This is a genomic window from Streptococcus penaeicida (assembly GCF_002887775.1).
Classification (GTDB): domain Bacteria; phylum Bacillota; class Bacilli; order Lactobacillales; family Streptococcaceae; genus Streptococcus; species Streptococcus penaeicida.
In genome coordinates, this window is the sequence record NZ_LOCM01000006.1 from 139,491 (window position 1) to 164,972 (window position 25,482).

21 protein-coding genes, 1 other RNA gene and 3 pseudogenes are annotated in these 25,482 nt (G+C 36.8%); 22 read left to right on the forward strand and 3 right to left on the reverse strand.

Annotated features, from left to right (window positions below; all coding sequences use genetic code 11):
- The 11 genes and pseudogenes from mraY to pepC all read left to right on the forward strand — a co-directional run bounded on the left by mraY (position 1) and on the right by pepC (position 11,845).
- Positions 1–1,008, forward strand: a complete 1,008-nt coding sequence (gene mraY, locus AT575_RS01370; RefSeq protein ID WP_102776821.1) for a phospho-N-acetylmuramoyl-pentapeptide-transferase — start codon at positions 1–3, stop codon at positions 1,006–1,008.
- A gap of 142 nt (positions 1,009–1,150) precedes the next feature.
- Complete coding sequence (locus AT575_RS01375) at positions 1,151–2,494, forward strand: DEAD/DEAH box helicase (RefSeq protein ID WP_102776822.1); 1,344 nt, start codon at positions 1,151–1,153, stop codon at positions 2,492–2,494.
- Positions 2,495–2,691: 197 nt separating this feature from the next.
- Positions 2,692–3,459, forward strand: coding sequence for a transporter substrate-binding domain-containing protein (locus tag AT575_RS01380; RefSeq protein WP_245871418.1), 768 nt, complete (start codon positions 2,692–2,694; stop codon positions 3,457–3,459).
- 143 nt (positions 3,460–3,602) lie between these two features.
- Complete coding sequence (locus AT575_RS01385; RefSeq protein ID WP_102776824.1) at positions 3,603–4,406, forward strand: amino acid ABC transporter permease; 804 nt, start codon at positions 3,603–3,605, stop codon at positions 4,404–4,406.
- The gene (locus tag AT575_RS01390) at positions 4,406–5,149 is read left to right on the forward strand and encodes an amino acid ABC transporter ATP-binding protein (protein WP_102776825.1); all 744 of its coding nucleotides are present in this window, start codon (positions 4,406–4,408) and stop codon (positions 5,147–5,149) included. The genes AT575_RS01385 and AT575_RS01390 overlap by 1 nt, the downstream gene beginning before the upstream one ends.
- 105 nt (positions 5,150–5,254) lie before the next feature.
- Positions 5,255–5,479 carry a DUF4059 family protein gene (locus AT575_RS01395; RefSeq protein WP_102776826.1) on the forward strand — a complete coding sequence of 75 codons (225 nt, stop codon included), beginning with the start codon at positions 5,255–5,257 and terminating at the stop codon, positions 5,477–5,479.
- Between the two features lie 59 nt (positions 5,480–5,538).
- Positions 5,539–6,453 carry a thioredoxin-disulfide reductase gene (gene trxB / locus AT575_RS01400; RefSeq protein ID WP_102776827.1) on the forward strand — a complete coding sequence of 305 codons (915 nt, stop codon included), beginning with the start codon at positions 5,539–5,541 and terminating at the stop codon, positions 6,451–6,453.
- A gap of 132 nt (positions 6,454–6,585) precedes the next feature.
- Positions 6,586–7,968 (forward strand): amino acid permease, encoded by a 1,383-nt coding sequence (locus tag AT575_RS01405; RefSeq protein ID WP_415746639.1) that lies wholly within the window; start codon positions 6,586–6,588, stop codon positions 7,966–7,968.
- A 146-nt stretch (positions 7,969–8,114) separates the two neighbouring features.
- Positions 8,115–9,572: a nicotinate phosphoribosyltransferase gene (locus tag AT575_RS01410; protein WP_102776829.1), complete on the forward strand. Its 1,458-nt coding sequence runs from the start codon at positions 8,115–8,117 to the stop codon at positions 9,570–9,572.
- Positions 9,572–10,395, forward strand: a pseudogene (gene nadE, locus AT575_RS01415) (ammonia-dependent NAD(+) synthetase). Before AT575_RS01410 ends, nadE begins: the two are co-directional and overlap by 1 nt.
- A 116-nt stretch (positions 10,396–10,511) precedes the next feature.
- Positions 10,512–11,845: pseudogene (pepC, locus tag AT575_RS01420) on the forward strand (aminopeptidase C).
- 40 nt (positions 11,846–11,885) lie between these two features.
- Here the strand turns inward: pepC and pbp1a are convergent.
- Both pbp1a and recU read right to left on the reverse strand, forming a co-directional pair.
- Positions 11,886–14,099, reverse strand: a complete 2,214-nt coding sequence (gene pbp1a, locus AT575_RS01425) for a penicillin-binding protein PBP1A (RefSeq protein ID WP_102776831.1) — start codon at positions 14,097–14,099, stop codon at positions 11,886–11,888.
- Entirely contained in the window at positions 14,092–14,694 is a 603-nt protein-coding gene (recU, locus tag AT575_RS01430) for a Holliday junction resolvase RecU (protein ID WP_102776832.1), read from the reverse strand. The genes pbp1a and recU overlap by 8 nt, the downstream gene beginning before the upstream one ends.
- Before the next feature lie 77 nt (positions 14,695–14,771).
- On the opposite strand from recU, the gene AT575_RS01435 reads away from it, so the two are divergent.
- The 7 genes from AT575_RS01435 to AT575_RS01465 all read left to right on the forward strand — a co-directional run bounded on the left by AT575_RS01435 (position 14,772) and on the right by AT575_RS01465 (position 19,634).
- A complete protein-coding gene (locus tag AT575_RS01435) occupies positions 14,772–15,287 on the forward strand; it encodes an SLOG family protein (RefSeq protein WP_102776833.1) in 516 nt (171 codons plus the stop codon).
- A 118-nt stretch (positions 15,288–15,405) separates the two neighbouring features.
- Positions 15,406–15,732: a cell division regulator GpsB gene (gpsB, locus tag AT575_RS01440; protein WP_102776834.1), complete on the forward strand. Its 327-nt coding sequence runs from the start codon at positions 15,406–15,408 to the stop codon at positions 15,730–15,732.
- Positions 15,733–15,746: 14 nt separating this feature from the next.
- An RNA gene (rnpB, locus tag AT575_RS01445) (RNase P RNA component class B) lies at positions 15,747–16,109 on the forward strand.
- Between the two features lie 63 nt (positions 16,110–16,172).
- Entirely contained in the window at positions 16,173–17,333 is a 1,161-nt protein-coding gene (locus AT575_RS01450) for a THUMP domain-containing class I SAM-dependent RNA methyltransferase (RefSeq protein WP_102776835.1), read from the forward strand.
- A 5-nt stretch (positions 17,334–17,338) separates the two neighbouring features.
- On the forward strand, positions 17,339–18,850 hold the full coding sequence (locus AT575_RS01455; protein ID WP_102776836.1) for a cell division site-positioning protein MapZ family protein: 1,512 nt from the start codon (positions 17,339–17,341) through the stop codon (positions 18,848–18,850).
- Between the two features lie 226 nt (positions 18,851–19,076).
- Positions 19,077–19,277, forward strand: a complete 201-nt coding sequence (locus AT575_RS01460; protein WP_102776837.1) for a bacteriocin — start codon at positions 19,077–19,079, stop codon at positions 19,275–19,277.
- 27 nt (positions 19,278–19,304) lie between these two features.
- Positions 19,305–19,634 carry a hypothetical protein gene (locus AT575_RS01465; RefSeq protein ID WP_102776838.1) on the forward strand — a complete coding sequence of 110 codons (330 nt, stop codon included), beginning with the start codon at positions 19,305–19,307 and terminating at the stop codon, positions 19,632–19,634.
- Positions 19,635–19,684: 50 nt separating this feature from the next.
- Here the strand turns inward: AT575_RS01465 and AT575_RS01470 are convergent, their stop codons facing one another.
- A complete protein-coding gene (locus AT575_RS01470; RefSeq protein WP_102776839.1) occupies positions 19,685–20,167 on the reverse strand; it encodes an S-ribosylhomocysteine lyase in 483 nt (160 codons plus the stop codon).
- Between the two features lie 155 nt (positions 20,168–20,322).
- Between AT575_RS01470 and AT575_RS01475 the strand changes: the two are divergent.
- From AT575_RS01475 to AT575_RS01490, 4 genes and pseudogenes are all read left to right on the forward strand, one after another.
- Positions 20,323–21,929, forward strand: a pseudogene (locus AT575_RS01475) (ribonuclease Y).
- A 112-nt stretch (positions 21,930–22,041) separates the two neighbouring features.
- The gene (gmk, locus tag AT575_RS01480) at positions 22,042–22,668 is read left to right on the forward strand and encodes a guanylate kinase (protein WP_071793750.1); all 627 of its coding nucleotides are present in this window, start codon (positions 22,042–22,044) and stop codon (positions 22,666–22,668) included.
- Positions 22,669–22,689: 21 nt separating this feature from the next.
- A complete protein-coding gene (rpoZ, locus tag AT575_RS01485) occupies positions 22,690–23,007 on the forward strand; it encodes a DNA-directed RNA polymerase subunit omega (protein WP_046390986.1) in 318 nt (105 codons plus the stop codon).
- Positions 23,008–23,076: 69 nt separating this feature from the next.
- Positions 23,077–25,470 carry a primosomal protein N' gene (locus AT575_RS01490; RefSeq protein WP_102776840.1) on the forward strand — a complete coding sequence of 798 codons (2,394 nt, stop codon included), beginning with the start codon at positions 23,077–23,079 and terminating at the stop codon, positions 25,468–25,470.
- Positions 25,471–25,482: the final 12 nt, after the last annotated feature.

The following is a 25,482-nucleotide window of genomic DNA, read 5'->3' on the forward strand; positions in this document are numbered from 1 at the left end:
ATGTTTTTAACGATTACAGCAGCCATAATATCTTTGATATTAACTGCTACAGCCATGCCATTTTTTATAAAGTTCTACCAAATGAAAAAAATTGGTGGACAACAAATGCATGAAGATGTTAAACAACATTTAGAAAAAGCGGGCACACCTACAATGGGTGGAACTATCTTTCTTCTAGTTGCCAGTTTACTGTCACTTTTCTTTGGCCTACTCATGTTTAAAGAATGGAGTCATCTAGGTTTAATTACTGGTATTTTAGCGGTCATTCTAATCTATGGATTCATTGGTTTCTTTGATGATTTTTTGAAAATCTTTAAGCAAATCAACGAGGGTTTAACAGCTAGACAAAAAATGTTCTTACAAATTGTTGGCGGTTTAATTTTCTATTTTCTACATGTCGCTCCAAGTAACATTGATTCCGTTAACATTTTAGGTTACCATTTCCACATTGGTTTCCTCTATCTTTTCTTTGTACTATTTTGGATTGTTGGCTTCTCAAATGCCGTAAACTTGACAGATGGTATTGATGGCCTTGCTTCCATATCAGTCGCAATAAGTTTATCAACTTACGGCATCATTGCTTATATCCAAAAACAATTTGATGTTTTACTTCTAATTGCCATCATGATTGGTGCTCTGATTGGTTTCTTTTTCTTTAATCGCAAGCCTGCAAAGGTCTTTATGGGTGATGTTGGCAGTTTAGCCTTAGGTGCCATGCTAGCAGCTATTTCCATAGCTTTGCGACAAGAATGGACCTTATTGCTTGTAGGGCTAGTCTATGTACTGGAAACAAGTTCCGTTATGATGCAAGTTTCTTATTTTAAATACACTAAGAAAAAATTTGGTGAAGGACGACGTATTTTTAGAATGACGCCTTTTCATCATCACCTTGAACTAGGTGGCCTTTCTGGCAAAGGCAATCGCTGGTCAGAATGGAAAGTTGATGCTTTCATGTGGAGCATAGGGGCTCTGGCAAGTCTTTTTGTTCTTGCATTCCTCTATTTATAAAATAAAAAGAAGAGGCTAGGACCGAATCCTAGCCTCTTTCAAAACTATTACCGTTATGCAAATTGACTGGGTCAATCGAAGTCTCTCTCCTTTTGCTTGTCCGAAACAATCATGTTATAATGAGAAAGAAAAAGAGGTTACTATGTCATTTAAAGATTATAATTTTAAAAACTATATTCAGAAAGCGTTAGAAGAAATTAACTTTACTGAGCCCACTGAAGTCCAAAAAAAATTGATTCCAATTGTCAATTCAGGCAGAGATTTAGTCGGAGAATCCAAAACAGGATCGGGAAAAACACATACCTTCCTATTGCCAATTTTTGAAAAGTTGGACGAAGAAAGTAAAGATGTTCAAGTTCTGATTACTGCTCCAAGTCGTGAATTAGCAACACAAATTTTTGATGCAGCTAAGCAATTAGCAAGTTATTCGGAAAAAGAAATTCGTCTTGCCAATTATGTTGGTGGAACGGATAAGCTCCGTCAAATTGAAAAATTAAAAGTTTCTCAACCCCATATTGTTGTTGGGACACCTGGTCGTATCTACGACTTGGTTAAATCAGGCGACTTAGCTATCCATAAAGCAACAACTTTTGTCGTGGATGAAGCTGATATGACTATGGATATGGGATTCTTAGATACTGTTGATAAGATTGCATCTGCCTTACCAAAAGCTGTTCAAATTTTGGTCTTTTCAGCAACAATTCCCCAAAAGTTACAGCCATTCTTGAAAAAATATTTAAGTAATCCTTTAATTGAACAAATTAAAATGGAGACGGTAATTGCCGATAATATTGATAACTGGCTTGTTTCTACTAAAGGGCGTGATAAAAATGCACAGATTTTTGACATTTTAAAAACCATGCAACCTTATCTGGCCATGATTTTTGTTAATACCAAAGAACGAGCCGATGAATTACACGGTTATATGGTTGCTAATGGGCTTAAAGTAGCGAAAATTCATGGAGGCGTTCCGCCGCGTGAGCGTAAACGGATTATGAATCAAGTGAAGAAGCTTGATTTCGAATATATTGTTGCGACGGATTTGGCAGCTCGTGGAATTGATATTGAAGGTGTCAGCCATGTCATCAATGATGCTATCCCACAAGACTTGTCATTCTTTGTGCACCGGGTGGGCAGAACTGGTCGTAACGGTCTTTCGGGCACAGCGATTACCCTATACCAACCAAGTGACGACTCAGACATTAAAGAGTTGGAAAAATTAGGTATCGCTTTTGTTCCTAAGGTTCTCAAAAACGGTGAATTCCAAGATACTTATGATCGAGACCGCCGTAATAACCGTGAAAAATCTTATCAGAAACTTGATACTGAGATGATTGGTTTGGTTAAAAAGAAAAAGAAAAAAGTCAAACCAGGCTATAAGAAAAAAATCCAATGGGTGGTTGATGAGAAGCGTCGTAAAGAACGTCGTGCAGAAGGTAAAGCACGTGGTCGTGCTGAACGTAAGGCTAAAAAACAATCCTTTTAACAAGCAAGCATCAATCTTAGGATTGGTGCTTTTTGCTATAGGTATTCCTAAAGGTCGTGATAGAAATTTGCTATTTTTCAAAGAACTATACTTTTGTTAAACTATCTGTACTATTAACAAGGAGTATTAAAATGATTAAATATAAAAAAATTCTTAATAAAGCTTTCTTTCTCTTGGCTGGGTTAGCCTTAGCTTTTATGATGACAAGTAAGAGCCAAGCACAAGAAAAAGAGGTTATTACTGTAGCAACAGATGCGGCAACTAAGCCTTTTACTTACCAAGATGGTAAAAACTTGACTGGTTATGATATTGAACTACTAAAGAAAATTTTTAAAAATTCTAAAAAATACCAATTAAAATTTGAAACAGTAGCTTTCCCATCAATTTTATCTGGTATTGATGCTGGTCGTTACCAGATAGCTGCCAATGATTATGGATATAGTGAAGAACGGGCAGAGAAATATCTTTTTTCTAAGCCACTTTCTAAATCAAATTATGCCATTGCGACAAAAGGGAATAAAGATTATAAGTTTCTAAAAGACTTAGCTGGTAAAAAGACTCAAGGTATGTCCGGTGCTATTTACATGCAAGTTTTGGAAAAATGGAATAAAAAACATCCAAATCAAAAACCAATTGATCTTTCTTATGCTTCAGGATCAACACCCTTTACTCAAAGATTACAAATGCTAGAAAGTGACCAATTAGATTTTCTTTTCTATGATGCTATTTCATTAAAAACAGCAATAAAAGATCAGGGGTTTGATTTGAAAATCTCAACTTTAAAAGAAGAAATCGGTGATGACAAAGATGGATTGGAATACTTTATTTTTGCGGATGATTCTAAAGGTAAAGAATTACAAAAGTTTGTCAATAAAGGTTTGGTAAAATTGAAAAAATCTGGGGAATTGAAAAAACAAAGTCAGAAATTCTTTGAAGGCGATTTTGTATCAGAACTCAACTATTAGTCTTATTAATGAGGCTAAAATAGAAATAAGTCTATTACAATGTGATAGGCTTTCTCTATTGCCTTCATTAGTTCTTTCTATTTTACAGGTCTTCTTTGCCGTGCTAAACTTAAATGATATTGATAGGAGTAAAAGGGGAAGTTATGCCATATATTACATTAGCAAGTTCATGGTCTTGGTTTGATCAACTGATAAAACTTATTCCAGAAGGTAAGCTTTTTAGCTGGAAGGCTGTTTTTGATGCACTGCCAGATATTATCCAAAGATTGCCAATCACCCTTGGTTTAACGGTTGTAGGCGCTATTTTTGGTCTTTTATTGGCCCTTGTTTTTGCCATTGTTAAAATTAACCGCGTCAAAGTGCTATATCCAATTCAAGCTGTCTTTGTTAGCTTTTTAAGAGGAACACCAATATTAGTTCAATTGATGTTGACATATTATGGTATTCCCCTTTTCTTAAAATACTTGAATATCACTTATGGGCTCCATTGGAACATCAATGCCATTCCAGCTGCAGTTTTTGCTATAACAGCCTTTGCCTTTAATGAAGCTGCCTATACAAGTGAAACAATTCGGGCAGCTATTTTGTCTGTTAATCAAGGAGAGATTGAGGCTGCTCGAAGTTTGGGAATGACTCCTAGTCAAGTTTATCAAAGAGTTATTATTCCAAACGCAGCAGTCATTGCAACGCCAACCTTAATTAATGGCTTGATTGGTTTAACCAAAGGGACATCTTTAGCCTTTAATGCTGGTATTGTTGAGATGTTTGCTCAAGCTCAAATTTTGGGTGGGGCGGATTATCGCTATTTTGAACGTTATATTTCGGTAGCTTTAGTTTATTGGTTTATTAGTTTCTTGATTGAACAATTAGGTAACTATATTGAGAAAAGAATGGCTATTGCAGAACCAATAAGGTCTACTGATAGAGTAGTGGGGGATTTACGCTAATGATAAAAATAAGCCATTTGAGTAAATATTTTTCAGGGCAAAAAGTCTTAGATGACCTTAGTTTAGAAATTGAAAAAGGTCAAGTTATTGCTTTGGTAGGTGCTTCTGGTGCCGGGAAATCGACATTTTTGCGCAGTATGAACTACCTGGAAAAGCCAGATAAAGGTAGAATTGAGATTGATGATTTTGCTTTTGATTTTGAAAAAATCAAAAATGAGGACGTATTAATTCTACGGCGTAAATTAGCTATGGTTTTCCAACAATTTAACTTGTTCGAGAGGCGAACAGCCTTGGATAACGTCAAAGAAGGTTTAATCATTGTCAAAAAACTCTCAGACAAAGAAGCGACAGCGATTGCCCGAGAAGAACTTGGAAAAGTGGGATTATCGGACCGAGAAAATCATTATCCAAGACACTTATCAGGCGGTCAAAAACAACGGGTTGCTTTGGCTAGAGCATTAGCCATGAAGCCAGAGGTTTTACTTTTGGATGAGCCAACTTCCGCTTTAGATCCTGAGCTAGTGGCTGAAGTTGAAAAAGCTATTGTTCAGGCAGCAAAAGCGGGTCAAACCATGGTTTTAGTTAGTCATGATATGGATTTTGTCGCTCAGGTGGCAGACCGGGTACTCTTTTTAGATAATGGGAAAATTCTAGAAGAGGGCAGTCCTGAAGAAATATTTAATCATCCTAAAGAGGAAAGAACCAAAGAATTTTTCAACAAGTTTTCCAAATCCTATGTTTAATGTGAGACTTTTGCTATAATAGAATGGTCTAGGTTAGCCTGGACTTTTTCTTGTGAAAGATTATTAATAAGTTTGAGCATTGGAATAGGATAGGTCGGAAGTTTAATGGTTTTAGAATTATTTAGTTTATACTTACAAGGACTTTTAATTGCGTTCATATTAGTTTTAGCAATTTGTTTACTATGGATCTTTCTTCGTGCTCGTTCTAAAAAAGACAAGACAGCAATTGAAAAACAGGCCTTTCTCTACGATATTTTAATGATTGCTATTCTTTTAGTACCAGTTCTCTCTTTTGCGGTCATGGCAGTCCTTTTAGTTTTGAAATCATAAAAATTGCTAAATAATCCTCAGATTGGTAAAATGTTGACAGAAATAATAAGGAGAAATCAATGTACGATACAATCATAATTGGTTCAGGTCCTGCAGGTATGACGGCTGCTTTATATGCAGCCCGAAGTAACCTTAAGGTTGGGATGATTGAACAAGGGGCTCCTGGTGGTCAAATGAATAATACTTCTGAAATCGAAAACTATCCAGGGTATGACCATATTTCCGGCCCAGAGTTATCGATGAAGATGTTTGAGCCTTTAGAAAAATTCGAAGTAGAGCATATTTATGGTATTGTTCAAAATGTTGAAGATTTTGGGGCTTACAAACGGATTTTCACTGAAGATAGCTCTTTTGATGCCAAAACAGTTATTTTAGCGACTGGTGCCAAATACCGCTTATTAAATGTTCCAGGTGAGGAAACTTTTACAAGTCGAGGAGTTTCTTATTGTGCAGTTTGCGATGGTGCTTTTTTCCGAGAACAAGACTTATTAGTAGTTGGTGGAGGGGATTCTGCAGTGGAAGAAGCTATCTACCTTACACAATTTGCTAAATCTGTTACAATTGTTCACCGCCGTGATCAACTGAGAGCTCAGAAAATTTTACAGGACCGTGCCTTTGCTAACGAGAAAATTTCTTTTATTTGGGATTCAGTTGTTGAAGAAATTCAGGGCGACAATATTAAGGTTTCAAATGTCCTCATAAAAAATGTTAAAACTCAAGAAATAACCAACCATAATTTTGGTGGCGTCTTTATTTATGTAGGAATGTTGCCTGTCACATCTATGGTTTCTGAACTTGATATCTGTGACAATGAAGGTTGGGTAGAAACGGATGATCACATGAAAACTGCTGTCCCTGGTATCTTCGCAATTGGTGATGTTCGTCAAAAAAATCTTCGCCAAATTACCACAGCTGTCGGTGACGGTGCCATAGCTGGTCAGGGCGTTTATCATTATATTGAAAATATGAAATAAAAGATTATACTGGACACAGTGATGGGTGTCCAGTTCTTTTTTATTTTCTTCTTCAAAATTTAGGAAAGCAAATGTTGTAAATATTCTGAAAATAGGGTATAATAATTATATTTTTTAAGATCGGAGTGTATGATGTCAAAACAGACAAATGAAAATCATGAAACAAAAAATGGTATGGTAAGGGGCTTACAAAATCGTCATGTCCAATTAATTGCCATTGCTGGTACTATTGGGACAGGTTTATTTATGGGATCTGGAAGGGCAATTTCCTTAACTGGACCATCAATTATCCTCGTGTATCTTATCACTGGTATTTTCATGTTTATGATGATGCGAGCTATTGGAGAAATGCTTTATTATGATCCTGATCAACATACTTTTATCAATTTTATTACAAAGTATATTGGACCAGGTTGGGGCTATTTCTCTGGCCTATCCTATTGGGTTTCACTGATTTTCATTGGGATGGCTGATATTACAGCGCTTGGTTCCTATGTTCAGTACTGGTTCCCTCATTGGCAGTCTTGGATAATTCAATTAGTAGCTTTAGTGATTTTAGCTTCTGTCAACTTAATAGCTGTAAAAATCTTCGGTGAGACTGAATTCTGGTTTGCCATGATAAAAATTGTTGCGATTATCGCTTTAATTGCGACAGCAGCCTTCATGATTATGACAGGATTTGAAACACCACATGGACAAGCAAGTTTAACCAATATTTCAGATCATTTTTCATTCTTCCCTCATGGAACTTTAAAGTTCTTCATGGGCTTCCAGATGGTATTCTTTGCTTACCAAGCCATTGAATTTGTTGGGATTACAACCTCTGAAACAGCTAATCCAAGAAAAGTTTTACCAAAAGCAATCCAAGAAATTCCAATTCGAATTGTTATTTTTTATGTCGGTTCACTTATTTCTATTATGGCAATCGTTCCTTGGAAGGATTTACCTGTGGATAAATCTCCATTTGTTATGGTTTTCCAACTTGTTGGAATCAAATGGGCGGCAGCACTTATTAACTTTGTCGTCTTGACTTCTTCAGCATCAGCATTAAACTCAGTTCTTTATTCTTCAGGACGGCATTTGTATCAATTGGCCTGTGAAAATGCTAATAACTTTACAAATTCCTTGAAGTTAAATCATTTATCTAGACAAGGCGTACCAAGTCGCGCAATCATTGCCTCTGCTTTTGTTGTAGGTATTTCAGCTATCATTAATGTTTTACCTGGTGTTTCTGATGCCTTTGCTTTGATTGCTGCTTCCTCTTCAGGAGTTTATATTGCTATTTATGCTCTTACGATGGTTGCCCATTGGAAATACCGCCAGTCCGATGACTTTATGGCTGATGGTTTCCTAATGCCTATGTATAAGGTGGCGACGCCAATTACATTAGTCTTCTTTGCACTCGTTTTTATCTCCTTATTCCTTCAAGAATCTACTTTTATTGGAGCAGTGGGAGCAACAATTTGGATTATTGTTTTTGGCCTCTATTGTCATTTTAAATTTAAGACAAAATAAAAATAAGGTTGGGATATTTCATCTCAACCTTGTCACTTATTTATAAGATCAGTTTAATGTTACCTTTGAAATTTCCAGTTTTCGGATAATTATTCAAGTGCAAAAGTATGTTATAATAGTAACAATAATCAATAGAGGACAAAATTATGTATAAAGATGACAGTTTAACCCTACATACCGATTTATATCAAATTAATATGATGCAAGTCTATTTTGACCAAGGTATTCATAATAAGAAAGCTGTATTTGAAGTCTATTTCCGCAAACAGCCTTTCGAGAATGGTTACGCTATTTTTGCAGGTTTACAACGACTTGTTGAATATTTGGAAAACTTAACCTTTTCCGAGAGTGACTTAGCTTACTTGGCTGACTTGGGTTATAAAGGGGAGTTCTTAGATTATCTAAAAAATCTAAAATTAGAACTTACTGTCCGTTCAGCAAAAGAAGGGGATTTAGTTTTCGCAAATGAACCGATTGTTCAAGTGGAAGGACCATTAGGACAATGCCAATTAGTTGAAACTGCTCTATTAAATATTGTTAATTTCCAGACCTTGATTGCGACTAAAGCAGCTCGTATCCGCTCTGTCATTGAAGATGAACCACTTTTGGAATTTGGTACACGTCGGGCTCAAGAAGTAGATGCTGCTTTTTGGGGCACTCGCGCAGCAGTTATTGGCGGCGCTAATGCTACAAGTAATGTTCGTGCCGGTAAAGTTTTTGGTATCCCAGTATCGGGAACACATGCTCATGCCTTGGTTCAAGCCTATGGTAATGACTACGAAGCTTTCAAAGCATATGCAGCAACTCATAAGGATTGTGTTTTCTTAGTGGATACCTATGATACTTTGAAAGTCGGAGTTCCTAACGCTATTAAGGTTGCCAAAGAGTTAGGCGATAGTATTAATTTTCTTGGTGTTCGTTTAGACTCAGGAGATTTAGCCTACCTTTCAAAAAAAGTTCGCCAACAGCTTGATGAAGCAGGATTCCCTAATGCCAAAATTTATGCTTCAAACGACTTAGATGAAAATACGATTCTCAATTTGAAGATGCAAAAAGCTAAGATTGATGTTTGGGGGGTTGGTACAAAATTAATTACTGCCTATGATCAACCAGCTCTTGGTGCAGTTTATAAAATGGTCTCCATTGAAAATGAAGTAGGTCAAATGGAAGACACCATAAAGTTATCTAATAACGCTGAAAAAGTTTCAACTCCAGGCAAAAAACAAGTTTGGCGGATTACTAGTCTAGAAAAAGGCAAATCTGAAGGGGATTATATTACCTTTACAGATGTCGATGTTAATAGTCTTGATCAAATTGAAATGTTCCACCCAACTTATACTTACATCAAAAAAGTTGTTAAAAATTTCGAAGCGGTACCATTGTTAGTTGATGTTTTTAAAGATGGAGAGCTTATTTACGACTTACCGGATTTACAAACGATTCAAGCATATGCTCGAAAAGAATTTGATAAACTTTGGGATGAATATAAGCGTGTCTTGAATCCACAAGATTATCCGGTCGATCTTGCTAAAGATGTTTGGGATAATAAAATGAACCTCATTTCAAGTATTCGCCACAAAACGTATGGGGAAGGTGAGCTCTAATGACATTACAGAAGGAAATTATAAAACAGCTTGGAGTTAAAGCTACTATTAATCCTGATGAAGAAATCAGAAAATCGGTTGATTTCCTAAAGTCCTACTTAAAGAAGCATTCCTTTTTAAAAACATTGGTACTTGGGATTTCAGGAGGTCAGGATTCTACTTTAGCTGGTCGCTTAGCTCAGATGGCAATAGAAGAGATGAGAGAAGAGACTGGGCAAGAAGATTATCAATTTATTGCAATAAGACTTCCATATGGTGTTCAAGTTGATGAGGCAGATGCTCAATTAGCTTTGGCCTTTATCCAACCCGATCAGAACCTAACCATAAATATTAAGCAAGCCGTAGATGGTCAAGTTCGTGCTTTAGAAGAGGCAGGAATTACTATTTCAGATTTTAATAAGGGCAATATTAAAGCACGTCAGAGAATGATTAGTCAGTATGCTGTTGCCGGTCAAAGCAGTGGGGCAGTTATTGGTACTGATCATGCTGCTGAAAATATTACAGCTTTCTTCACTAAATTTGGTGATGGAGGCGCTGATATTTTACCGCTCTTTAGATTGAACAAACGACAAGGGCGTCAACTCTTAAAAGCTTTAGGTGCAGATGCGAGACTCTATGAAAAAGTTCCAACTGCTGATTTAGAGGAAAATAAACCTGGTATTGCAGACGAAGTTGCCTTGGGTGTTACCTATAATGATATTGATGACTACCTTGAAGGAAAAATTATATCAGCTGAAGCACAGGCTAAAATTGAGCTTGGTGGTATAAAGGACTTCATAAACGCCATTTGCCAATTACTATTTTTGATGATTTTTGGAAATAAAGATTTTAGTTTTTTATTAATAACAATTAAAAACGCTAGGTATCCTAGCGTTTTTTGACTTGAAGAAAGTTGAAATAGTTCTATAATAGAAGGTAAGTAAAAAAATGGAGGATATTATGTCACAAATTACCCAATCGTTTACCGATAAATTAATTGCCAATTATGAGAATAATCCTAAGTTTAAGGCAATAGAGAATGCAGTGAGCCATAATGGATTGCTCAAATCACTGGAGACACGCCAAAGTGCTGTGGAGAATGATTTTGTTTTTTCTGTAGATGTTACAAAGGACAAGGTTACTAATCAAAAGGCTTCTGGTCGTTGTTGGATGTTTGCGGCACTTAACACTTTTCGTCATCAATTAATTTCAGACTTCAAGTTAGACAATTTTGAATTATCTCAATCCCATACTTTCTTCTGGGATAAATATGAAAAAGCAAACTGGTTTATGGAACAAATTATAGCAACTGCAGACCAAGATTTGACCAGTCGAAAGGTAAAATTCCTTTTGGATGTTCCTCAACAAGATGGTGGCCAATGGGATATGGTTGTCGCTCTTTTTGATAAATACGGTGTTGTTCCGAAATCAGTTTATCCTGAATCTGTTTCTTCAAGCAACAGCAGAGAATTAAACAGTATTCTTAATAAATTATTGAGACAAGATGCTCAGATTCTCCGTGAATGCATTCAGTCTGGAGCTGATACTCAAACGGTGCAAGCCAAGAAAGAGGCTTTGTTAGAGGAAGTCTTTAATTTCTTGGCTATTAACCTAGGACTACCGCCTAAAGAATTTGATTTCGCATACCGTGATAAGGATAATCAATTTCACCGTGAAAGAGCCATTACACCCCAAGAGTTTTATCAAAAATATGTCGGTTTGAACTTGTCGGACTATGTTTCTATTATTAATGCTCCAACCCAGGATAAGCCTTTCGGGCAATCTTATACTGTTGAGATGTTGGTAATGTCGTTGGAAGTCGAGATGTCCGTTACCTTAATTTAGAAATGGATCGCTTTAAAGAGTTAGCAATCAAACAAATGCAAGAAGGTGAATCAGTTTGGTTCGGTTCGGATGTGGGTCAAGTCTCTGATCGTAAAAAGGGTATCCTAGCAATCAATACTTATGATTTCGAATCAAGTATGGACATTGTATTGAGCCAAGACAAAGCTAGTCGATTAGATTATAGCGAAAGTTTAATGACACACGCCATGGTCTTGACCGGTGTGGATTTGGATGAAAATGGCCGAGCTCTTAAATGGAAGGTTGAAAATTCATGGGGTGAGGATGTTGGAGATAAGGGGTACTTTGTGGCTTCCGATGCATGGATGGATGAGTACACCTATCAAATTGTTGTTCGCAAGAATTTACTGACTGCTGAAGAGCTGGCAGCTTATGAAGCTGAGCCAATCGTCCTAGCACCATGGGATCCGATGGGAGCTTTAGCAAAATAAAAAAATAATTCGGAAATTTTCCGAATTATTTTTTGTTTGATTAGTTTCCATTACCATTATTCTGACCAACACCATTTCCGTTACCGTTCCCTGGGGTCGTTGGAGTAGATGTTGAAGGAGAACCCGTAGTATCGCTAGCAGAAGTTGAATCTGATGTCGTTGAACTTTCTGAAGTGTTTCCTTGATTGGTATTGGCATTATTACTTGAGGAATTGCCGCCGTATATATTGTTATAAACGGAACTATTACCATTATTATTAGTTGTATAAGTACCACCATAGAGGTAAAGCATTCCACCACTACGGTATAGTCCACTCGGCATAATCCAATCTTCGCTATAGCCTTCTGTCAAGTATGTCATCATACTACGATAAACGCGAGTTGCAACATTTAAACCATCCCCATATACAGGAGTTAAGCGACTACGATAACCAGTCCAAACAGCCATTGCATATTTACTAGTATAACCTACGAAGTTTTCGTCTGGAGCCATTGTTCCAACGTAATCAGGATATAATCCAGTTTCTGCACTGATTTTTGCTAGTTCCTCATCAGTATAGTTTGAAGTACCAGTTTTCCCTGCTTGGATCACACCAGGAATTCGAGCTTCAGTACCAGTACCATAAGTTAAAACAGTTTTTAACATGTCTGTCATCATATAGGCTGTAGTTTCTTTCATTGCACGTTTGCCTTTTTCTTCGATGACCTTTGAAGTCCCATCATTAAATACAATTTTATTAACGTATTGCGGTTTATAGTAGTGTCCACCGTTCGCAAATGATGCATAAGCGGCAGCCATTTTCTCACTACTTGCTCCGTATTTTTGCTCAGAACTGCTATTGTTACTTGAGATAGCATTTGAGTAGTTCATTTCCGGATAGTCAATGCCAATGTCATTTAAGAATGTTTTAGCATAGTCAAGCCCTGCTGCATCGAGTGCACGAACTGCGGGAACATTACGTGATTGCATAATGGCTGTTTGAATGGTCATCCAACCGTTATATTTACGGTCCCAGTTATAAAGTTGTGTATCTGTACCAGGCCAGTAATAAACAGAGTCATTTGTCGATTGGGCCGTTGAGTTATAAGCACCACTTTCAATAGCAGGAGCATAGGCAGAAATTGGTTTCATTGTTGAACCCCAGTCGCGGTCTGTTAGGACTGCTTGGTTTGTCCCAAATGAAACATTTTCATCCTGATGACGACTTCCAAGTTGAGCAATGACATGACCATTTGTGACATCAATGATAGTTGAAGCTACTTGGAATTTATCATCTGGATAATAAACATAATCTTCACTGTTATAAATATCATAAAGTCGTTTTTGTGCTTCAGGCAGGATGTTTGTATAAACTTTTAATCCTGAAGTAAAAATATCTTTATTGGTTTCGGATTTAACTTGACTGATGACTTGTTTTAAGTAGTTATCCATATATTTTGGATAACTTGATGTTTTTTTCAAAGGTTTTAAGCCATCTGTTACTGGAGTAGCAATTGCTTCATCGTACTCAGCCTTAGTTAGATTTTTTTCTGAAAGCATTTGACGTAAGACCAAATTACGACGAGTCGTGGCTGAATCAGGGTTTATATATGGATCATATTGCGTTGGTGCTTGTGGAATACCAGCAAGCAAAGCGAGTTGAGCAAAAGATAAATCTTTAAGATCTTTACCATAGTATGATTTAGAAGCGGTAAGCATACCATAATTACCATTACCCATATAGACCTTATTAATATAGAAAGTTAATATTTCTTGCTTTGTATATTTACGTTCCATCTGGAGTGCTAACCAGACTTCTTGAGCTTTACGCTTTAAAGTCTGATCTCTCTCAGCAGTTGAGAAGTAGGCTAGCTTAATTAACTGTTGGTCAAGTGTTGATCCACCTTGTGTACTTGAACTTGTCAAGTTGTGGAAGGCTGCACCAAGAATACGATATAAATCGACACCACGGTGATTAAAGAAACGTTTATCCTCGATAGATGTAATCGCATTAACTAGATTAAGTGGAATACTATCTGCTGTTACATTTTCCCGTTTTTCAGAACCTAAATCGGCAATTAGTTTGTTATGTGCATCATAAACAAGACTGGAATTGGTAGATTTAAGGGCAGTTTCACTAAGCTTTGGCGCTGTGGAAATGTAAAAAGCAAATAATAAGCCACCAATGACGATAGCAAGGATGGTAAGACTAAGAATAGCTGCTAAAGCGTATTTTAGAATTTTACGAATGAATGGATTTTTGATACTAATCACCGCCTAAAAAATTTTGTTCTATAATATCTAAATAAGGTACTTGAGGAAAAGCTCCAATTATTATCTGATAGCCATTTTTTCTGATATAATCAAGTGGCATTGATTTACTACCTTTATCAATTTGATAGAAGTCAATTAAGGCTTTTGCTGGAAGATAATAAGTTTCTTTTAAAGTACTAAAGTGTAAAAGGACAAAACAAATTCCCTTTTGTTCTAAAACGGAAGCCATATGTTCTATCTGATGCGAATGAAAATTTTTCATAGGCATAGCTGTTTTTTGCCGAGTTTCCTTGGCTTCAAAATCAAGATAGAACCCTTTATAAACACCAGAATAATCTGTAGTTGATGCTTGTCGAAAATAAGCTTCTACAATTTTTGCACGACTTCGTCGTGGATAATCAACTTTTACGATTTGAATAGGTGTCGGTTTTTTATGAATGACTGCAATCTTTCGAGATAGATAGTAATCATTGGTAGCGTTGATAGCTGACTCGAATGACATCCCACGATTTGCAAAGTCAGTCTTTGGTTTCTTTTTTTCTTTTTGAACAGGGCTTATTCGTTTTCCTTTAAGTTGATGAGGATAATTAACCATAGTTCTCCTACTGACTTTACTTAATGAAAAATTTAAGCATTTTTATTATAACATATTTTTAGAAAGGAAAACACAATATGACTGCGATTCTGGTTACAGGATACAAGAGTTTTGAACTGGGTATTTTTAAAGATAATGATCCAAGAGTATCGATTATTAAAAAAGCAATCCACAAAGACTTATTGCGCTTGATTGAAGAGGGGAATAATTGGTTTATTTTGACAGGTTCCTTAGGGTTTGAAGCGTGGGTGCTTGATGTTCTAAATGACTTGAAAGTTGAATATCCAATACAGATAGCGACTATTTTTGATTTTGAAACACATGGAATACAATGGAATGAGCAGAACCAAGAAAAATTACAGGCATTTAAACAAGTTGATTTTATCAAATATTGTTTTCCTACATATGAGAATGCTGGTCAATTTAGACAATATCAAGAATTTCTGATAGCTAATACAAACGGAGCCTATCTATTTTATGACAGTGAATATGAAAGTAAGCTTCGTTATTTGGTCGATCGGTTGAAGGAATTACCTGACTATTCATTGCAGTTTTTAACCTTTGAACGTCTTAATGAAATAATGGAAGAGTAACGGGAACTTAATAATTGTAACTGTCTTTTAGACTTGCTTTTTATTCTTTTTTTGGGTATCATAAATTATGATATCAGAAAATAGATATCAGATAGAACTACCGGTCGGAGAAAAGAGAATGACAAGTATTATTTATAGTCCTAAGGACATTTTTGAACAAGAATTTAAAACTAGTATGCGTGGATTCGATAAAAAGGAAGTTGACGAATTTTTAGATAATGTCATCAAAGATTACGAATCCTATATTGCTGAGATTGAACATTTGAAGGCAGAGATCGATTCTTTGAAAAAAGAAAGTTCCCATGCTAGAGGAGCTGGTTTTGCAGAAGAACGCCATGCTATGGTGCAACCTACAAGAGTGACTCAGACGGCAACTAATTTTGATATTTTGAAAAGAATTAGTCGTTTAGAAAAAGAAGTATTTGGAAAACAAATCAGCGAATAATTTTTGGACGTGCAATTTTTGGATAATCGCGTAGCTTTAAAGGCTATGAGGAAAGTCCATGCTAGCACTGGCTGTGATGCCAGTAGTGTTTGTGCTAGGCGAAAAAATAAGCTAGGGATGTCTTTTGACATCACGGCGGGAGAAAGAGCTAAGTCTAAGATATGCTCCAGTATCTCTGAAAGTGCCACAGTGACGCAGTTTTTATGGAAACGTAGGAAATGGAACGCGGTAAACCCCTCAAGCTAGCAACCCAAACTTTGGTCGGGGCATGGAATAGAAGGGAAACGAACTAGCTATTCTGACTGTTTACAGTAGACAGATGATTATCGAAAGAAGTGATACCTAGTCATTTCTGGAACAAAACATGGCTTATAGAAAATTGCATATTAGGTTAAGCTAGCACTTGCTAGCTTTTATTTTCATTAAAGAGAAAGATTATTATGAAAGAACATTTTAAATTGGTTGCAACAGTTGCTGCAGGCTTTGAATCAGTTGTTGGCAAAGAAATTAAAGCCCTAGGCTTTGATTGTAAGGTTGATAACGGAAAAGTTTACTTTGAAGGTGATATGGCAGCTATTGCAAAGAGTAACCTTTGGTTACGTGCAGCTGATCGCATCAAAATTATTGTTGGACAATTTCCAGCGAGAACCTTTGAAGAATTATTTCAAGGGGTCAATGGTTTAGATTGGGAAAACTATTTACCATTAGGTGCTAAGTTCCCAATCTCCAAAGCTAAATGTGTTCGTTCGAAACTACACAATGAACCAAGTGTTCAAGCAATCACCAAAAAAGCAGTCGTTAAGAAATTACAAAAAATTTATCACCGACCAGAGGGAGTCCCTTTGCAAGAAATCGGTTCTGAATTTAAAATTGAAGTTTCTATCTTAAAAGACGTGGCGACAATCATGATTGATACAAGTGGCACTAGTCTCTTTAAACGTGGCTACCGGATTCAAAAAGGTGGAGCACCTATCAAAGAAAACATGGCAGCTGCGATTTTGGAATTGAGTAATTGGTATCCAGACAAACCATTAGTGGATCCAACATGCGGTTCAGGAACATTTTGTATTGAAGCTGCTTTAATCGGTATGAATATCGCACCAGGTTTTAATCGCAACTTTGCCTTTGAAGATTGGTCATGGGTTGATAAATCAATTATTGAAACGGTTCGAAATGAGGCTGAAGAAGCTGCCAATTACGATGCAAAACTTGATATTTCAGGCTTTGATATCGATGGTCGGATGATTGACATTGCTAAGCAAAATGCTGAAGAGGCAGGTTTATCAGATGTCATCACCTTTAAACAGATGCGCCTTCAAGATTTTAAAACGGATAAAGTGAATGGTGTTATCATTTCTAATCCACCATATGGTGAACGGTTGCTTGATGACAAAGCAGTTGACATTTTGTATAATGAAATGGGTCAAACCTTCAGTTCATTAAGCACTTGGAGCAAATTTATTTTGACAAGTGATGAAGGATTTGAAAAGAAATATGGTCAACAAGCAGATAAAAAGCGTAAACTATACAATGGGACTATGAAAGTTGAACTTTATCAATTTTTTGGTCAGCGCATTAAAAGAAGTCAAATTGAGAGGTAAGGAAAGTGTCAGACGAAAAAAATACAGTTGGTATGAATGAAGAAGGTCAAAGCCTGGACATTGACCAAGCGAAAAATATGACTATTGGTGAAGCAGTCAGAAAAGACTCTGAACTTAAAGCTGGTGTTACAGAAGAAGATAGTGTTCTTGATAAGTATATTAAGCAACACCGTGATCAAGTAGCATCACAAAAATTTGATACTAAAGTGATGGAAGCTGACACATTAGATACGGCAACTTTAGATAACTTCATCAAAAAACAAAGAGAAGAACTTGCGGCTTCAGGTATCCTTGCTTCGGAAGGTGCTGAAACGCTTGCAGAAGCCGATGAAAAAACGGCTAGTCAAGAATTAGCAAATAATCAAACAGCTGTAGAAGAGTCATCTCCAATTGCAGCAGCTGTTTCAGAGCCAAATGTAAAAGCAACTCAAACAAATGCTTTTGAGAATCCGGATCACTTTAATGATAAAGAAGTCCAACAAAAAGGCTCTAAGAAAAAGCTTGTAGGAATTCTGCTAGCTCTGCTCGTCCTAGTTTCAGGCTTGTTCTTCGCGGTAAATGCCTTTAGAGGACAAGACAACAACAAAGATAAAACTGCCTCATCTGCTCAGCAATCAACAAAAGACTCTTCAAAAACGAATGCAACTAAAAAGGCTAAGGCCAATCTCAAAGCCTTTAGTAGTGATTTGAAAGCCTTCTATACAGATGCTGAGATGACAAAACTTAAAAATAGTCAATTTGACAAGATTGAAGATTTGGCTAAAAGTTTAGACAAATTAAAAAATACATCTTATTATGAAGATGCTAAAAGTAAATTTGATCTTTTGAAAAAACAAATCGACGCAGTTAAGGCGGTCAATGCAAAATTTGCTACAGAAGCAATCAAAGATGGTGAAAAAGTTTCTGCAACCATCAAGTCTGGTGCTAATTTTGATGATATTAAGGCTGATGTTTTGAAAACTGGCAATGCCTCTTTAGATAAACTATTACAATCAGCAATCGCTGATGGTCGTAAACAAATTGATGACAAAGCCAAGGCTGAAAAAGAAAAAGCTGCCAAAGAAGCTGAAAATAAAGCGGCAGAATCAACTGATTCAGCACAAGCAGATGCGGGTCAAGCAGCTACTCAAGGTGGAGCTGCTGCGAGTCAAACAGCACCAGCACAAACAGCTCCTGCTCAAGCTCCGACAATTTCTGGTTCTGGATCAGGCTTAACCAACGCCAATGGTATCCAAAGAAACCTTTCACGCGTTCCATACAATGACGCAGCCATTGCTGATTCTACTAATCCAGCTTGGCTCTTTAATCCAGGTATCCTAGAGAAAGTTATCGGAACAGCTCAAGCTCGCGGTTATATTGCTGGTAATAACTATTATTTAGAACCTGTTAATATTGTTAACGGCAATGGCTACTATAACTTGTTTAAGCCAGATGGAACTTACTTGTTCTCAATTAACTGTAAAACAGGTTACTTCGTTGGTAATGCCAAAGGCCATGCTGATGGTCTAGATTACTAAAATTTTAAACTTATAACAAAAGAGAAGGTATACAGTTTAAACTGTATACCTTTTTTGTAATACTGATGTGAATTTTTCTAATTGAACAAAAAATGTCATTTAACTTGGTTAGGAGATACCGTTTAGGAACTATTTTATCATTTTAGGGAAGAATAAAAAAAGTATCCAATTATTTGTTAATATTTATGTGCAATCACAAAATATTTTTTTGAAAGGAGTAGCTATTATGCAATTCTCAAAGTTTAAAAAAATGAATGAGAAAGATTTGTCTGTAATTATAGGAGGTGGAAATATTGGAGCAGCTCTACAAGGTCTTTTTGGTGGGTTTACAAATTCTCCTTCTTTAGAGCAACTAAATGGTGTTAAGTTACCTAAGCCGAGATCATGCTCTCCTTATGGGACAGGTGGAACACCAAATGCATGTTAAGAAATTTGCAATGGATGGGAGCATCGTATGAAAGCAATCTGTAAGAATCAAATGGTTGAGGTTTGGCAAGTGTCTAAAGAAGGTAGTGAACCTGGCTGGGTCAAGTCTGCTTTTGAAAAAAATTATTTTCAATGGATTGATAACCATGTTCGGGTATTAATGGTTGCTTTTAATCCCAGTCTTGAAAGAAATATCAAAATTGGCTTAGTTGGTTCAGCAGCTGGCGGCGGTTTTGCCGGTTATCACATGTATCAAAATGCCTATTTAGGTGACTACATTGATGCAACTAATTACAAAATAGTTTCGAAAAAACAGTTTGCCAAAAATTACCGACTAGTAACTGACGATAAATCATAAATTTGTGATGCAAAAAAGAAGTTGGTGTCACCAACTTCTTTATTCGTTTGTTAAACAAGATTTCGTTCGAAAGCTTGATCAGAAATACCTTGAGATAGGATTAATTTTGCCCATTCTTTGGCAGCAAATAAACTATGGTCCTTATAATTGCCACAAGATTCAATGGTTGTTCCAGGAACATCATCCCAACTAATCCCTTCAGCAATTTCTTCCAAACTAGATTTAATAACTTTAGCAATTTCGTTTGCTGTTGGTTGTCCCCACATGATTAAGTGGAATCCGGTCCTGCAACCAAATGGTGAACAGTCAATCATGCCATCAATCCGTTGACGAATCAGTTTTGCTAGTAAATGTTCGATGGTATGTAGACCGGCGGTCTCAATTGAGTTCGTGTTAGGTTGAACAAGACGTATATCAAAATTGGTAATAATATCACCTATTGGTCCTTTTTCTTCAGAAATTAAGCGTACATAAGGTGCTTTTACGATGGTGTGGTCCAGTTCAAAACTTTCAACTACGACGTCTTTTTTCATAGTATTCTCCTAAAGTATTTTTATAATATCATACCATATTTTTTATCATCTTAATAAAGTTTTCAGTCTTATTTAAATTGTATAAAAGCGCTTTTTATGATAAAATTAAATATGGCTTTCTATAAATGAAAACTAATAAAAATTGAGGTATAAAAATGGTTAATATTATCGTATTAATTGTTTGTGCCCTCATTGGTTTGATAATAGGTTACGCATTAATTTCAATGAAATTAAAAACGGCGAAAGAAAATGCGGACTTGACTCTTTTGAATGCTGAACAAGATGCTGTAAATATTAGAGGGAAGGCTGAAGCAGAAGCCGACCATATTAGAAAATCAGCTGAACGTGAAAGTAAAGCGAATCGTAAAGAATTGCTTTTGGAAGCTAAAGAAGAGGCAAGAAAATATCGTGAAGAAATTGAGCAAGAATTTAAATCTGAAAGACAAGAGTTAAAACAGTTAGAAACACGACTTACTGAGCGTGCCTTTTCTCTTGACCGAAAAGATGATAATTTATCAAGTAAAGAAAAGGTTCTTGATAGTAAAGAACAAAGTCTGACCGATAAATCAAAACATATTGATGAGCGCCAAGCAGAAGTTGAAAAGTTAGAAGAAGAGAAAAAAGCTGAATTACAACGTGTGGGAGCGATGACCATCGCTGAAGCGCGTGAAGTTATCTTGATGGAAACAGAAAATAATCTGTCTCAAGAAATTGCTACACGCATTCGTGAAGCAGAACGTGATATCAAAGATAGAACTGATAAGACAGCTAAAGATTTACTGGCTCAAGCAATGCAACGTATGGCTGGTGAGTATGTCACTGAACAAACGATTACAAGTGTTCATTTACCAGATGACAATATGAAGGGTCGGATTATTGGTCGTGAAGGTCGTAATATTAGAACCCTTGAAAGCTTGACTGGTATTGATGTCATTATCGATGATACGCCAGAAGTTGTTGTTCTTTCAGGATTTGATCCAATTCGTCGTGAGATTGCCCGAATGACATTAGAATCTTTGATTTCCGATGGTCGTATTCATCCAGCAAGAATTGAGGAATTAGTTGAAAAGAATCGTCTTGAAATGGATAATCGCATCCGTGAATACGGTGAAGCAGCTGCTTATGAATTGGAGCTCCTAACCTGCATCCTGACCTTATTAAAATCATGGGTCGCTTACAGTTTAGAACTTCTTATGGCCAAAATGTCCTTCGTCACTCTGTTGAAGTAGGTAAATTGGCTGGTATTTTAGCTGGTGAGTTAGGGGAAAATGTTGCCTTGGCTCGTCGTGCTGGTTTCCTCCACGATATGGGCAAAGCTATCGACCGTGAGGTTGAAGGTAGTCACGTGGAAATCGGTATGGAATTTGCTCGCAAATATAAAGAGCATCCTGTTGTTGTTAATACCATTGCAAGTCACCATGGGGATGTCGAACCAGAATCAGTTATTGCAGTCATTGTTGCTGCTGCGGATGCCTTGAGTTCAGCTCGTCCTGGTGCTCGAAATGAATCTATGGAAAACTACATTAAACGTCTGCGCGATTTAGAAGAAATTGCGACAAGCTTTGATGGTGTTCAAAATAGTTTTGCTTTACAAGCAGGACGTGAAATTAGAATTATGGTTCAACCAGAAAAAATTTCAGATGATCAAGTGGTTATTTTATCTCATAAAGTAAGAGAAAAGATTGAAAATAACTTGGATTATCCAGGAAATATTAAAGTAACCGTTATTCGCGAAATGCGAGCAATTGATTACGCTAAATAAGAAAAGAGGATTCGTCCTCTTTTTGTTTTTATAGGCCGATAACTGAGAATTATCTTGAAAAAAGGGTCCTATTTTGTTAAACTATTAAAAAGCAATAATTAAGGAGAATAGAATGTCTGAACGTGGTTTGTTAATCGTCTTTTCAGGACCATCTGGTGTAGGTAAGGGGACGGTTAGACAGGAGATTTTCTCGACACCCGATCATAAATTTGAATATTCGGTTTCAATGACAACTCGTCCGCAAAGACCTGGTGAAGTTGATGGCGTTGATTATTTCTTCCGCACACGTGAAGAATTTGAAGAATTGATTAAAAAAGGCCAGATGCTAGAATATGCTGAATATGTGGGTAACTATTATGGAACTCCATTGACCTATGTTAATGAAACCTTGGATAAAGGAATTGATGTCTTCCTTGAAATTGAAGTCCAAGGAGCTCTTCAAGTTAAGAATAAAGTACCAGATGGCGTCTTTATTTTCCTAACACCTCCGGATTTAGCTGAATTGCAAGAACGTTTAGTTGGACGTGGAACAGATAGTCAAGAAGTCATTGCCCAACGGATTGAAAAAGCAAAAGAAGAAATTTCTTTAATGCGTGAATATGATTATGCAGTTGTTAATGATTTTGTTCCATTAGCAGCTGAGCGTGTTAAACGCATTATTGAAACTGAGCATTTTCGAGTTGAACGGGTCATTGGTCGCTACGATAAAATGATCAAAGAAACTAAAGTTGTACGCTAGAAAAGAAAAGAGAATAAAGCCATGATGTTAAAACCTTCCATTGATACCTTATTAGATAAAGTTCCTTCAAAATACTCACTTGTTATATTACAAGCTAAAAGAGCACATGAATTAGAAGCGGGAGCTAAAGCAACACAATCTTTTAAATCTGTGAAATCAACCTTACAAGCACTTGAAGAAATTGAATCTGGCAATGTTGTTATCCATCCAGATCCATCAGCAAAAAGAGCAGCAGTTAGAGCTAAAATTGAAGCTGATCGCTTAGCTAAAGAAGAAGAAGAACGCAAGATTAAAGAACAAATTGCGAAAGAAAAAGAAGAAGAAGGAGAAAAAATCTAAGGTTGAAAATCTTAGATTTTTTCCATTTTTTCATACGGAATGGCAAAAAAATGTAGAAAGGCCAAGTGAATGTCACAATTAGCGCAGATTATCGTTGACGTGCCGCTTATGCAAACGGACAAACCATTTACTTATCGAATTCCCAATGATTTACAAGGGTTGATAGAACTTGGCTCACGGGTCCATGTTCCCTTTGGTCGTGGCAGCCGCTTACTTCAGGGATTTGTTGTCGGTTTTTCCAAAGAGGAAGATATTGAAGAAGCTGACTTAAAAGAAATTGTCAGTCTATTAGATGTTCAACCGGTTCTAAATGCTGAACAGTTGCAGTTAGCTGATGCTATGCGGCAAACCGTTTTTTCATTTAAAATCAGTCTCCTCAAGGCCATGATTCCTAATCTTTTAAATTCTCATTATGATAAAGAATTGTTTCCTACAGAGAGCCTGTCAGCAACAGATCGTAACTTTATTTTCGGAGAAAAGGAAAGTGTCTTGGCTTCGCTGCTGACTGAGCAGCAGGAAAAAGCAAGTCTAAAGCTGATAAAATCAGGGAAAATTACCATTTCCTATTTAGCCAATGATCGCAAAAAAATTAAAACGGAAAAATATTATAAGCTCGATTTAGAAGCTTTGCAGAAACATGATATTTCTAACCGCGCTAAAAAACGTCAGGCACTTAAAACATACTTAAAAGAGCATCCGGAAGATGGCAAACTAGCAGATTTACAAAAACGCTTTTCTCGGGATGTTGTGGCTTACTTTGTTGACCATCAATTCTTAAAAACCTATGAGGTTCAAGTCAACCGCAGCGATGCCTATTTTGAAGCTGTTGAATCTAGTCATTTTTTAAGCTTAAATCCTGAACAAGAAAAGTCCGTGGAAACCATAAGTGCAGCTATCGGACAAGACAATAAGCCTTTTCTTTTGGAAGGAATCACTGGTTCAGGGAAGACTGAAGTTTATTTACACTTGATTGATAGAGTCTTAAAACAAGGGAAAACAGCTATTGTGTTAGTGCCAGAAATTTCCTTAACACCGCAGATGACTAATCGCTTTATTTCGCGTTTTGGGAAACTTGTCGCCATCATGCATTCAGGCCTTTCAGATGGGGAAAAATTTGATGAGTGGCAAAAGATAAAAAATGGTCAAGCTAAGGTCGTCGTCGGTGCCCGTTCAGCTATTTTTGCCCCCTTGGAAAATATTGGTGCTATCATCATTGATGAGGAGCATGAATCAACTTATAAACAAGAGTCAAATCCAAGATATCATGCTCGAGATGTGGCCCTTTTGCGAGCTAAACACCATAAAGCAGTTTTGGTTTTAGGTTCGGCAACCCCTAGTATTGAAAGTCGTGCAAGAGCAAGTAAAGATGTTTATCATTTTCTCCAACTTAGTCAGAGAGCTAATCCACAGGCACAAATTCCTGAGGTCCAAATTCTGGATTTTAGAGATTATATCGGTCAACAGGAGCTCAGCAACTATACCCCTTATTTGATTGAACATATTCAGGAAAGATTGGCTAAAAAGGAACAAGTTGTTCTCATGCTCAATCGTCGTGGCTATTCTAGTTTTATCATGTGTCGCGATTGTGGTTATGTTGATAACTGTCCTAACTGTGATATTTCTTTGACCCTGCATATGGATACAAAGACCATGAATTGTCACTATTGTGGACACCAAAAAGCTATTCCACGGAGCTGTCCAAATTGCCAGAGTTCAAGTATCCGCTATTACGGAACAGGGACACAGAAGGCTTATGACGAATTAATGCAAGCAATCCCAGAAGCACGCATTTTGAGAATGGATGTCGATACCACTCGAAAAAAAGGCAGTCATGAAAAACTCTTAGCTACCTTTGGGCGCCAGGAAGCTGACATTTTACTGGGAACTCAGATGATTGCCAAAGGTTTGGATTTTCCTAATGTCACTTTGGTCGGTGTGCTTAACGCCGATACCTCCCTCAACCTGCCAGATTTTCGCTCCTCAGAAAAGACCTTTCAATTATTAACACAGGTCGCAGGTCGGGCAGGTCGAGCAGAAAAAGCCGGACAAGTATTGATTCAAACTTATAATCCTAACCATTATGCTATCCAGTTAGCCAAAGCGCAGGACTATGAAGCTTTCTATAACCATGAAATGAAGATGCGCCAACGGATGGCTTATCCCCCTTATTATTTTACAGTTGGTTTGACCATGTCTCACAAAGACGAACAAATCTTAATTCGAAAAGCTTATGAAGTCATGGCTATGCTCAAAGAGGGACTATCAGCTCAAATTAAGATTTTAGGACCAACACCAAAACCGATTGCAAGGACGCATAACCTTTTTCATTATCAAATTATCCTTAAATATCGCTTTGAGGAGCACTTGCAAGACACTTTGAATGCCATTTTAGACTGGACACAAGACAAGGAACAGCGAGAATTAAAAATGGTCATTGACCATGAACCGCAAAACTTCATGTAATCTGGATTTTAG